At 70.5% G+C, this 10,714-nt stretch carries 13 protein-coding genes and 1 tRNA gene; 5 read left to right on the forward strand and 9 right to left on the reverse strand.

Features of this window, described 5'->3' with window-relative positions:
* Window positions 1–562: hemerythrin domain-containing protein (locus AN218_RS17815; protein WP_070017885.1), on the reverse strand; the 562-nt coding region annotated here is incomplete at its 3' end.
* 235 nt (window positions 563–797) lie between these two features.
* Window positions 798–2,039 carry an MFS transporter gene (locus AN218_RS17820; protein ID WP_079132291.1) on the reverse strand — a complete coding sequence of 414 codons (1,242 nt, stop codon included), beginning with the start codon at window positions 2,037–2,039 and terminating at the stop codon, window positions 798–800.
* A gap of 85 nt (window positions 2,040–2,124) precedes the next feature.
* Between AN218_RS17820 and AN218_RS17825 the strand changes: the two genes are divergently transcribed.
* The 4 genes from AN218_RS17825 to AN218_RS38305 all read left to right on the forward strand — a co-directional run bounded on the left by AN218_RS17825 (window position 2,125) and on the right by AN218_RS38305 (window position 4,961).
* Window positions 2,125–2,640: a MarR family winged helix-turn-helix transcriptional regulator gene (locus AN218_RS17825; RefSeq protein WP_171908709.1), complete on the forward strand. Its 516-nt coding sequence runs from the start codon at window positions 2,125–2,127 to the stop codon at window positions 2,638–2,640.
* A 341-nt stretch (window positions 2,641–2,981) separates the two neighbouring features.
* Complete coding sequence (locus AN218_RS17830) at window positions 2,982–3,548, forward strand: hypothetical protein (protein ID WP_141747611.1); 567 nt, start codon at window positions 2,982–2,984, stop codon at window positions 3,546–3,548.
* Window positions 3,549–3,761: 213 nt separating this feature from the next.
* A complete protein-coding gene (locus tag AN218_RS37535) occupies window positions 3,762–4,436 on the forward strand; it encodes a DDE-type integrase/transposase/recombinase (protein WP_244900508.1) in 675 nt (224 codons plus the stop codon).
* A gap of 24 nt (window positions 4,437–4,460) precedes the next feature.
* The gene (locus tag AN218_RS38305; RefSeq protein WP_244900509.1) at window positions 4,461–4,961 is read left to right on the forward strand and encodes a transposase; all 501 of its coding nucleotides are present in this window, start codon (window positions 4,461–4,463) and stop codon (window positions 4,959–4,961) included.
* A 63-nt stretch (window positions 4,962–5,024) separates the two neighbouring features.
* Here AN218_RS38305 and AN218_RS17840 read toward each other — a convergent pair.
* The 4 genes from AN218_RS17840 to AN218_RS17855 form a co-directional block, all read right to left on the reverse strand.
* A tRNA-Ser gene (locus AN218_RS17840) sits at window positions 5,025–5,109 on the reverse strand.
* A gap of 111 nt (window positions 5,110–5,220) precedes the next feature.
* On the reverse strand, window positions 5,221–5,778 hold the full coding sequence (tadA, locus tag AN218_RS17845; RefSeq protein ID WP_070017888.1) for a tRNA adenosine(34) deaminase TadA: 558 nt from the start codon (window positions 5,776–5,778) through the stop codon (window positions 5,221–5,223).
* A gap of 34 nt (window positions 5,779–5,812) precedes the next feature.
* Window positions 5,813–6,358, reverse strand: a complete 546-nt coding sequence (locus tag AN218_RS17850) for a tRNA adenosine deaminase-associated protein (protein ID WP_070017889.1) — start codon at window positions 6,356–6,358, stop codon at window positions 5,813–5,815.
* 246 nt (window positions 6,359–6,604) lie between these two features.
* A complete protein-coding gene (locus AN218_RS17855; RefSeq protein WP_070017894.1) occupies window positions 6,605–6,874 on the reverse strand; it encodes a hypothetical protein in 270 nt (89 codons plus the stop codon).
* A gap of 236 nt (window positions 6,875–7,110) precedes the next feature.
* Here AN218_RS17855 and upp point away from each other — a divergent pair, with 236 nt between their 5' ends.
* The gene (upp, locus tag AN218_RS17860) at window positions 7,111–7,746 is read left to right on the forward strand and encodes a uracil phosphoribosyltransferase (protein ID WP_070017890.1); all 636 of its coding nucleotides are present in this window, start codon (window positions 7,111–7,113) and stop codon (window positions 7,744–7,746) included.
* Between the two features lie 96 nt (window positions 7,747–7,842).
* Here the strand turns inward: upp and AN218_RS17865 are convergent, their stop codons facing one another.
* The 3 genes from AN218_RS17865 to AN218_RS17875 all read right to left on the reverse strand — a co-directional run.
* A complete protein-coding gene (locus AN218_RS17865; RefSeq protein WP_079132292.1) occupies window positions 7,843–8,517 on the reverse strand; it encodes a LytR C-terminal domain-containing protein in 675 nt (224 codons plus the stop codon).
* 173 nt (window positions 8,518–8,690) lie between these two features.
* Complete coding sequence (locus AN218_RS17870) at window positions 8,691–8,987, reverse strand: type II toxin-antitoxin system VapB family antitoxin (RefSeq protein WP_028438603.1); 297 nt, start codon at window positions 8,985–8,987, stop codon at window positions 8,691–8,693.
* 247 nt (window positions 8,988–9,234) lie between these two features.
* On the reverse strand, window positions 9,235–10,714 hold a 1,480-nt coding region (locus AN218_RS17875), incomplete at its 5' end, for a M28 family peptidase (RefSeq protein WP_070017892.1).

Consider the following 10,714-nt stretch of genomic DNA (forward strand, 5'->3'; position numbering starts at 1 on the left):
CGGCGTCCCGCGCCCGGTCCAGGAGCGCCGCGAAGGGGCCGACCGCCCACTGCGCCGCCGGGGAGCCCGCGGCGGCCGGATGGGCGTGTGTGGGCGCCGCCCGCTCGGCCGTCAGCAGCCGCCTGCCCATCCGCTGCCGCTGCTCCCGTGAGCAGTTCTCGCGTACGGCGGGGAACTCGCGCTGCTCCTCGTGGTCCGCGTGCTCGCCGACGGCCCGCTCGAACTCCGAGAGTTTCGCCTCGAATTGGGAGCCGGCCAGATCCATGCGCTCCAGCTCTGCGAGGATGCGTCCGGCCTCCGCCTCCTCCTCGTTGCGGGCGGCGGCCTCGCTCTCGCCGGCCTCCCGCTTCGCGACCGGCCGCAGGATCATCTCCTCGGCCGCCTCATGGACGGCGAGCAGTGTCCTCAACTCCCCGAACCTGGCCCGCTTTTCGTCCCCCTGCGCCATGTGCACCTCGGCGAACAGCTCGCGCATGCGGGCGTGTTGGGTCAGCAGGACCGCGATGATGTCGTCCTGCGGGAGCGTCGCCGCCTCGGCGCGTTTACGTGCTGCGTTGCTCACGGAGCTCACTCCTCGGTACGCGGACGTCACTCACCCTCCGGGTGGCCGGGGCGCCGGGGCGGCAAACTCCGGGCCGGAAGCCGTACGGGGAGGGGGAGTTGGCGGCGCAGCCACCGCGGTCCCGCTGCCGTACGGCGCCTCCGGGACCGCTCCGGCGTACGGCGCCCGCGGTCAACTCCCCGTCCGGAAACGGCTCTTGTGCCTCGTACGGACGTCGGGGACGGACGCGTACGGCTCAGACGGTGGCGGCGGGCACGGTCGCCGGCTGCCGGGGCAGTGCCCAGCGCGAGTAGACCAGTGCGCCCAGCAGGGCCACGACGGCTCCGGACGGCGCGATCCAGCCGAAGCCGGCGGAGGAGAGGAGCGTGCCCCCGGCGGCGGCGCCCAGCGACGTCCCCAGATACATGAAACAACTGTTCCACGCCATGACCGAGCCGGCGCCGGCGGGGAAGGCGGCCACCAGCCGGGACTGGTATGCGGGCAGACACGGGTAGGCGGTCAGGGCGAACAGCCCGAGTGCCGCGATCAGTACGGGGCCCGGAGCGTGGAAGGCGAAGTCGAGCACGACCTCCAGTACCGAGAGCAGCAGCAGGCTCCCGATGACGACGCGGCCGGTGCCGTAGCGGTCGGCCAGCCGTCCGCCGCTGAGGCTTCCGGCGACCGCGCCGATCCCGTAGACGAACAGGGCCGTCGCCACGGCGCCCGTTCCCAGGTGAGCGACGTCGCGCAGCCCGGTGCCGACGTAGGTGTACAGGCTGTATACGGCGAATGCCCACAGTCCGGTGACGGACACCGCCCGCACCTTGGCCGGTAGCGTCGCCGTCCTCTCCGCACCGGCCTGAGTGGCGTCCGCGGCGACGGCTCCCGCCTTGCTCGGCCAGGCCGGCAGGTTGACCGCGGCGAGTACGGCGGCCAGCACGCCGAGGCCGACGAAGGTCTCGCGCCAGCTCAGCCAGGAGGCGACGGCCGTACCGGCGGGGGCGCCGACGGACAGCGAGATCAGGAATCCTGCGGTGGCCACGGCCATCCACGAGCCGCGCCGCTCACTCGGCGCGACCTGGCCGACGAGCGACTGCACGGACGGGGTGACGGCCGCGGCCGACAGTCCGGCCAGGGCGCGTGCGGCCAGGAGCACGGCGAAGCCTGGGGCGAGCCCGGTCAGGACGTTGGCCAGGCCGAAGACGACGAGGCCCACCATGAGCACCGTCCGACGCCCCAGCCGGTCGGCGAGACTGCCGATGAAGGGCGCCCCGACCATGTACGCGACGGAGAAGACCGTGACGGAGTTGCCGGCCGTCCCTGCCGAGACCTTGAACTCGTGGGCGATGTCGGGGAGTAGAGGCGAGACGACGAAGAGGTCGGTGCCGATGGCGAGCAGGGTGACGAACGCGACGACGAGCACGCCGCGGTTCCCGGCATGCGGCGGTCCGCCGCCTCCGGGGTCGGCGTGGACGGCGTGCTGGGGTTCTCGGGACATAGAAACTACGCTAGCAAATTACTTTCCAGCGTAGTTTATGTTCGTGAACCATCCCGGCCCAACTCCTGTGAGTACGCTGAGAGTCATGGACGGCCACGACGAGATCGACCGCATGCTCGGACAGTGGTCATGGGCGTCCTACGACCTCCCACTGGAGGCGATGGCGGTCTCCAAGCGCATCCAGCGCATGTCCCGCCGCCTGGAGAAGCTCGCCGCCGACTCCCTCGGCCCCCTCGGTCTCGAACCGGGCGAGTTCGACGTACTGGCCACGCTGCTGCGCTCCGGCCCGCCCTTCGAGGTCACCCCGACCTGGCTCAGCAACTCCCTGCTCATCTCGGCCGCCGGACTCACCAAACGCCTCGTACGGCTGGAGGACCGCGGCCTCGTGACCCGCCGGATGGCCCCGCGGGACCGCAGGTCGCTGCTGGTCGCCCTGTCCGAGGAGGGCCGCGCCCTCGCGGAGAAGGGCGTGGCCGTACACGGCGCCGCCGTCGAGGAGATGATGTCCGCACTCGACGACGACGCCCGCGACCGCCTGGCGGGTCTCCTGCGGGAGCTGCTGCTGAGCCAGGAGGAGACGTCGGCGGATCCCTCGGCGTGAGTCGAGGGGTGGTGACGGCCGACGGCGGCTGGCCGGGATCCTGGCGGATCGGCGAGCGGGAGGACTTTCTCCACAGCCTGTGGATCAACTTCGCCGGGAGCGGGGGAAGTTGGGGCAAAGGGCTGGGACGAGGACGGGATCGAGCGCGCGATCATGCGGCGAGACGGCACTCGCGAGACGCGCGGTCCTGTAGCCCCTTCCCATGCCTCGTCGTTGCTGCTGAGCCGTCGGTGTTCACGGCAGTCGCCTCAACTACCGTTCAGGTAGCCAGCGTTGGTGGGCAGCCGAGCAACTGGCCGGTTCGGGTGACGGGTGACAACCCGGCCGCCACAATGATGTTCGTGGACGCCACGGTCGCCGTTGCGCTGATCACTTCGCTCTCCACGTTGACGGCCGCCGGTCTTGCGGGCGCGGTGTCGTTACGGGTGGCAAGCAAGCAGCTACGGCATCAGGAGACGATCGCCCGGGAGGATCGAGCCGAGCAACGTGCTGCCGCCCACCGGGATATGCGTCGAGAGGCATACGAGAGGTTCCTCTCACAGGTCGACACCGCTTACCGGTTGCTGGACGACGGGTGGAAGGCACCGATCCCCGCTGAGTCGCGCTGGTGGGAGGACGCCTTCGCGATTCGAAGGACGGTGGCCGAAGCGTATTTCCGCGTCGAGTTGGTCGGACCGCAGGCCGTGAAAGACCGGGCGAACGAAGTCCTGGAGAGCGTCTTCGACGAGTTCCGGTCGCACAGGCGTGTCACGCGCTCGCTCGGTGAGGCGACCACCGCGGCAGAGGCCGACTCGTCGGCGCACCGGAATGCGATCCGCGCCAGGCAGACGACCACGGAACGTTTCGTCGTTGCGGCGAGAGCGGGTTTCGGAAACGGGGTGGAGGAGGGCCTACCGGCGATTCCCTGACGATCAGGCCGCGGCTCGTTGCGCCGCAACGTGCAGCGGCAGGACGGGAGATCAGCGCACCACACGCCGAAGGGGCGGACCCTGGCGGGTCCGCCCCTTCGTTCATCTGCGGTAGCGGTGGTGTGCTGGTTCAGGACATCGGAAACCCATGTCTCAGGTCATCGGAAACGGTGTCTCGGGACATAGGAAGCCTGGTCGGGTCGTTGCTCGACGGTGTCGAAAGCCAGGTTGATCATCACTGCGGTCGTCGTTGAGGGCAGGTCTCAGGCTGAGGTTGCGCGTGAGTACGGGGTCTCGAAGGGGTGGGTCAGCAAGCTGATCGCCCGCTACAGAATCGAGGGCGAAGCCGCCTGTGTGCCGCACTCGCGCCGGCCTCATACCTCGCCCAGGTCAACTCCGCAGGAAACTGTCGACCTGGTGTTATCCCTGCGCAAGCGCCTGACCGAGGCCGGGTTGGACGCCGGGGCCGACACCCTGGTCTGGCATCTGTCCCACCACCACGACGCCACCGTCTCCCGGGCCACGATCCACCGCATCCTCACCCGCGCCGGCGCCGTAACACCGCAGCCGCACAAGCGGCCCGCCTCCTCCTGCCTGCGCTTCCAGGCCGAACTCCCCAACGAATGCTGGCAGTCCGACTTCACCCACTACCCGCTCACCCGCCGCGACGGCACACCCGGCCGGGACTGCGAGATCATCACGTGGCTGGATGACCACTCCCGCTACGCACTCCACATCAGCGCCCACACGGCTATCACCGCACAGACCGTGCTGGCCTCTTTCCGCACTGCCGCAGCCCGGCACGGGCATCCCGCCTCCACACTCACCGACAACGGCATGGTCTACACCGTGCGACTGGCCGGCAGGGCCGGCGGCCGCACCGCATGAGAGGCCGAACTGCGGCGGCTGCACATCCGGCAGAAGAACTCCCGACCCGGCCACCCCACCACCTGCGGCAAGGTCGAACGCTTCCAGCAGACGATGAAGAAATGGCTACGTGCCCAACCGATCCAGCCGGCCACCATCGCCGAACTACAGGCCCTGACCGACCACTTCGCTCACCTCTACAACCACCAGCGCCCGCACCGGTCCCTGCCCCACCGCGCCGCACCCGCTGCCGCCTACCAGGCCCGCCCCAAAGCCACCCCAGGGCCACGGCGTGAGGACACCCACGACCGCATCCGCCACGACCGCATCGACACCAACGGCACCGTCACCCTCCGCCTGGCTGGCCGCCTACGCCACATCGGCATCGGACGAACCCACGCCGGAACCCACATCATCCTGCTCATCCAGGACCTGGACGTCCGCGTCATCAACGCCACCACCGGCGAACTCCTCCGCGACCTGACCATCGACCCCAGCCGCGACTACCAACCCACCGGCCGACCACCCGGCCGCCCACCCACATAACAAAACTCCCGAACCCACAACCGTGGGTCCGGGAGTTTCCGATGTCCTGCGACATCACATCTGCGGTAGCGGTGGGATTTGAACCCACGGAGGGTTGCCCCTCACTCGCTTTCGAGGCGAGCTCCTTCGGCCGCTCGGACACGCTACCGAGAGGCACTCTAGCCCAACGGGTGCCGTGTGCCGAAATCCGTTCCGGAGGGAGGGAGTACGGACCAGCGGCGGTGCCCGCGGCCGGGCCCCGGGGACGTCGTGGGTGTCGTCAGGCGGAGTCCGAGGGGCCGCGGAAGAAGTCCGTCAGGAGGGTGCCGCACTCGTCGGCCAGGACGCCGGGGATCACCTCGGGGCGGTGGTTGAGGCGGCGGTCCCGTATGACGTCCCACAGCGAGCCCGCCGCGCCGGCCTTCGGGTCGAGGGCGCCGTACACCATGCGTTCCAGCCGGGCGAGGACGGTCGCGCCCGCGCACATCGTGCAGGGTTCCAGCGTGACCAGCAGGGTGCAGCCCTCAAGGCGCCATGCGCCGTGCAGGGAGGCGGCCGCGGCGCGGATGGCGATGATCTCGGCGTGGGCCGTGGGATCGCCGCGCGCCTCACGTGCGTTGTGCCCGGTTCCGAGCAGTTCGCCATCCGGGCCGAGAACGAGCGCGCCCACCGGGACGTCGCCGCTCTCCCGTGCCCGTACGGCCTCGTCGATCGCGCGGCGCATCGGCTCCCGCCAGCGGTCGCGGACCGGGTCCGGCGCCGGGCCGGAGACGGAACCGGGCACAGGATCCGGCACCGGGCCGGGCGCGGGATCGGGGGCGGATGCGGCGTCGGTCATGCGGTCAGTCTCCTACCGCCGCGCCGCCGGGCGACTACCGGACGGCCTCCAGGACGTCCGTGCAGCCCAGCGCGTCCGCGATCTCGCTGAGTGCGTCCTCCGGCGCGAGGGAGAGCAGGGCCTTGTCCTCCATGCCGAGGTCGGCGAGGACGCTGGCGTCGCCGAGCGGCCCGATGGGGGCGCCCTCGGAGGACTCCGCTCCGCCGGCGTCGGCGTCGGGGGAGTCCTTGGACTCAGGTTCGCCGTCCTCGGTGCCGTCCAGGTCGACGAGCTGGTCCAACGCGTCGGGGTTCTCCGGTTCCCGGCCGAGCAGTTCGTCGGAGAGCAGGATCTCGCCGTACGAGCTGCGCATGGCAGCGGCGGCGTCCGAGACGAAGACGCGCGGGTCGTCCTCGCCTTCGACCCTCACGACACCGAACCACTCGCCCTCCTGCTCGATGCAGGCCAGCACAGGTTCGTCGTCGGTCGCGCTCTCCCGGGCCAGGTCGGCCAGGTCGGCGAGGGTCTCCACATCGTCGAGCTCCGTGTCGCTCGCTTCCCACCCGTCTTCGGTGCGCGCGAGCAGTGCGGCGAAATACACCGTGACTCTCCCACTGGTTTCTGAGGTGCCCGATGGCTGCTGACGAGGACATCGCCCCGCCCCAATCGGAATCGTGGCAGAAACCGCGGCTGCGCGAAGGGTCTTCGACAGTGCGTCGTGCGGGTGTTTGCGCAGATCTCTTGTGCGGAGCCTGTGATGAGGACGCACGGTGACCGATTCTTGACCAGGTGTTGTGATTTGCCGCCCTCTGTGCACAGCGGATTTCACATCGGGAACATCACGGCGTCACCAACGGAACGTACGCATCCGCATGGCTTGGCGCATCCGTGCCGTACGGCTGCGGCGCGGCTGTACGCGGTCGCGCAGTTCTCTGGCCTCGTTGCGCTCGCGCAGGAACCGGGCCCGGCGGCGCAGCCGTTCCGCGCGCGTCTCCGTGGCGCCCGTACCCGTCCCCGTACCTGTACCGGCACCCGAACCGGTGGAAGAGGAGCCGCCGGCGGTGCCCGTGCTCCCGCTGCTTCTACGGGACTTGGCCGCGTTGCGCGCCGCGTTCACCTCGCGTGCGCGGGTGTGGCCGGGGTCTCCCGGCGCACCGTCAAGCGGCGAACGGTCACCGCGCTCGCCGTCCTCGTCGCGGTCGCGGTCCTCGTACGCGCCGCGGGCGTCACGTGCGTTCCTCGGGTTCTGCGAGTCGGACATCTGTACACCTCCGGCATACGTGACCACCTTCCCCCGTCCCGCGGGGGTACGCCAGTACGAGCCGTACTCATGGCTCCGCTAGTGTCGGGGACATGCGGATCCACGCCGTCGACCACCCGCTGGTGGCACACAAGCTCTCCACGCTGCGCGACGCGCGCACCGATTCACCGACGTTCCGGCGTCTCGCCGACGAGTTGGTGACGCTGCTCGCCTACGAGGCGACGCGGGAGGTGCGTACCGACACCGTCGAGATCCGTACGCCCGTCACCGCCACCACCGGCGTGCGCCTGTCGCATCCGCGCCCGCTCGTCGTGCCGATCCTGCGCGCCGGACTGGGGATGCTCGACGGGATGGTGCGGCTGCTGCCCACCGCCGAGGTCGGGTTCCTGGGCATGATCCGCGACGAGGAGACGCTGCAGGCGTCGACGTATGCGAACCGGATGCCGGACGACCTCTCCGGGCGCCAGGTGTACGTGCTGGACCCGATGCTCGCGACGGGCGGGACGCTCGTCGCCGCGATCAAGGAGCTGATCCGGCGCGGTGCCGACGACGTGACCGCGATCTGTCTGCTGACCGCCCCCGAGGGCGTACGGCTCATGGAGCGCGAACTGGCGGGCACCCCCGTGACGGTCGTGACGGCGTCGATCGACGAGCGCCTCAACGAACACGGCTACATCGTCCCCGGGCTCGGGGACGCCGGCGACCGGATGTACGGGACCGCGGGCTGAGCCCGGCCGGTCGACCCGGGGCGCGCCGTACGGTGTGATCTGCCGTACGGCGTCCGTCAGTTCGCGTCCACCGGTCCGCCTGCGGTCCCCGGTACGTCAGTTCTCGCAGCCGCTGCCGGACCGCGACGGTTCGGGCTTGCTGAGCCGGGCCAGCGCGGCGTCGGCGTCCTTCTCGGCGGCGAGCTTGTCGTACTTCTTGCCGATGACGAAGTCCACGTCGTCGCCCTTGCGGTCGTCGAACCGGGTGTCGACGTCCCCGAACTGAGTGCCCAGCACCTTCAGCCGGGCGTCGCTCTCCTTGCCCGGAGCGCCCATCACCAGGCCGGTGTTGTCGACCTTCTTGTCGAACTCCTCCGGCGCGTTGGCCACCTTGCCGATCTTGAAGCCGCGCTTTTCGAGGGCGTCCGCGGTGGACTGGGCGAGGCCGCTGCGGTCGGTCGCGTTGAGGACGTTGACCTTGATCGAGCCGGGCTCGGGGAGTTCGGGCCTCTTGCCGGACCGGCCGCCGTCGGCGTCGCCGGTCTTGGCGTCCGTCGCGCACCCCGCGGCGTCCTCGCCCTTCGCACTGCTGCCGGCGGCGCTGGCGGAGCTGCCGCCGGAGAAGATGTCGATGAGCTGGAGCGTTCCCCATCCGCCGAGCGACAGGGCGAACAGGGCGGCGAACGAGACGAGCACGATCCTGAGGCGGTTACGGCGGCGGCGCATGCGAGGGTAGCGATTTCCCGTGATGCGGTACTTTCCGCCCATGCCGGGGGGAGTCAGCATGCTCATGGGCGCAGAGTAGTGCCGGACGAAGACGATGCCTACTAGATGATCAATGGTTGTGACGTGGCGGCCCTGAAAGGGCTAGGGCGTGTCCGGAAAGTAGCGTCGTTGCCCTGCGTGCCAGGGCCCGCACTCCGGACGGGACTTTGCGGACGCGCCCCGGCGCCCGTGACGTCCGCTCAGTCCAGCTCCAACACCCGTGCATGGAGCACCTGTCGCTGCTGAAGTGCGGCTCGCACGGCGCGGTGCAGCCCGTCCTCCAGATAGAGGTCGCCGCTCCACTTCACGACGTGGGCGAAGAGATCCCCGTAGAACGTCGAGTCCTCCGCCAGCAGGGTCTCGAGGTCGAGCTGCCCCTTCGTCGTGACGAGCTGGTCAAGGCGCACCGGGCGTGGGGCGACGTCCGCCCACTGGCGGGTGCTCTCCCGGCCGTGGTCGGGGTACGGCCGCCCGTTTCCGATTCGCTTGAAGATCACACGGAAAGCCTACCGGGAGCGCGGCTCCGGGCGCAGCTTCCCGTGGTTCTTACAGGTGCCGCCGGGGCCGGTGCGGGGCCCGTACGCGGCTGGTACGCGGCCGGTGTACGGGCGGTATACCGGCGGTGCCGCGGGGTCCGGCGACGGGGAGCGGCCCCGTTCCGCTTCTCCCTCGTACGAGGGTCCGGAACGGGGCCGTGCGACGTGCCGCGTCGGCTGGGTGGGCGGCGGTTCCGCGGCCGTGCGGTCAGGGCAGGTCGCTGACGTCCCGTGCGTAGTGGCCCACGGCGTTCGCGATCACCTTGACGTTCAGGTCGAGCGCCTTCTTGCTGACGTTGCCGATGTCGTCGCACTTCTGGTGGTAGCAACTGTCGTAGGCGACGCCCGCCTCGCCGCCCCAAAGCTTCTGCTCCGCCGCGGACTTGATGCTCTCCTCGCCCGTCTTCGAGCCGCCGGCCGGGATGCCCGCGTCGATGAACGGGCCGTAGTCGGAGCGGCCGTCGAAGTCGGCGCCGCGCGTCTGCTCGCCGCGTGACTCGATGAAGTCGACGATGTCGTGCTCCAGTTGGGCCGAGCCCTCGGGGCCGGGGCCGGAGCCCTCCCCGTCGGAGTCGTCGCCGTCGTGTACGAACAGCCCGTAGTTGGGGGAGGCGATCATGTCGAAGTTGAGGTAGAGCGCGATCTTGTCGCGTTCGGCGGCGGAGAGTCGGGAGACGTAGTGGTCGGCGCCGCGGAGGCCCAGCTCCTCGGCCGACCAGAGGGCGAAGCGGACCTTGTTGCCCTCGTGGCCGTGCCCGTGGCCGCCGGTGCCGCCGTGCCGGGTGCCGCCCGCGGCCGCGAACTGCAGGGCCGTTTCGAGGATTCCGGCGCTGCCGGACGCGTTGTCGTTGATGCCGGGGCCCTCGGGGACCGAGTCGAGGTGGGCGCCGAACATCGCCACGTGGTCCTCGTCGCCGCCGGGCGTCTCGGCGATGACGTTGGGTGTGCTGCGCTCCTCCTGGAACTCCCGCAGCTCCACGTTCGCCGTGACCTTGCCCGAGGACGCCTCGTCGGCGAGGGCCTTGCCGTCCTTCTCGCTGACGCCGCCCGTCGGGATGCGGCCGTTGGACGGGTCCTCCAGGGTGCCGCTCAGTTCGCCCTCGGTGTTGTTGTAGATCACCGCGGCGACGGCTCCGGCGTCGGCGGCGGCCGCCTGCTTCTCCGCGAAGGTGCAGCCGCCGCGCTGGACGAGCGCGATCTTCCCGTCGAAGTCGCCGGAGGCGTAGTCCTCCGCGGTGCAGCCGGAGGTCTCGTCGGCGTCCTCCGGTACGGGCGCGACGGCGGCCTCGGTGCCGCCCTCCGGGGTGCTCTTGCTGTACGTCATGAGCTTGACCGGCACGTCGCGGTCCCCGGAGGAGGTGACCGTCAGCTTCTCGGCGAGGGTCTCGCGGTAGACGAAGTCGAAGTCCTGGTAGGTGACTTCGTACCCCGCGGCCTTGAGCAGGGTGCCCGCGTACTTCGCCGACAGCTCGTGTCCGCGTGAGCCCGCCGCGCGGTTCCCGCCGCTGACGTCCGCGATCGCCTGGAGCGCCCGCATGTGCCGCAGCGCGCCCTTGGCGCCCGTACGCCGTACGAGTTCGCGGGCGAGCCGGTCGCCCTCCTTCGCCGCCGTGGTACGGGAGGCGGAGGCGCCGTCGGCCGCCGCGGGCGAGGCGGCGCTCAGCAGCAGCGGCGCGGTGAGCGCGGTG

The sequence above is a fragment of the Streptomyces nanshensis genome (assembly GCF_001751255.1).
Classification (GTDB): Bacteria; Actinomycetota; Actinomycetes; order Streptomycetales; family Streptomycetaceae; genus Streptomyces; species Streptomyces nanshensis_A.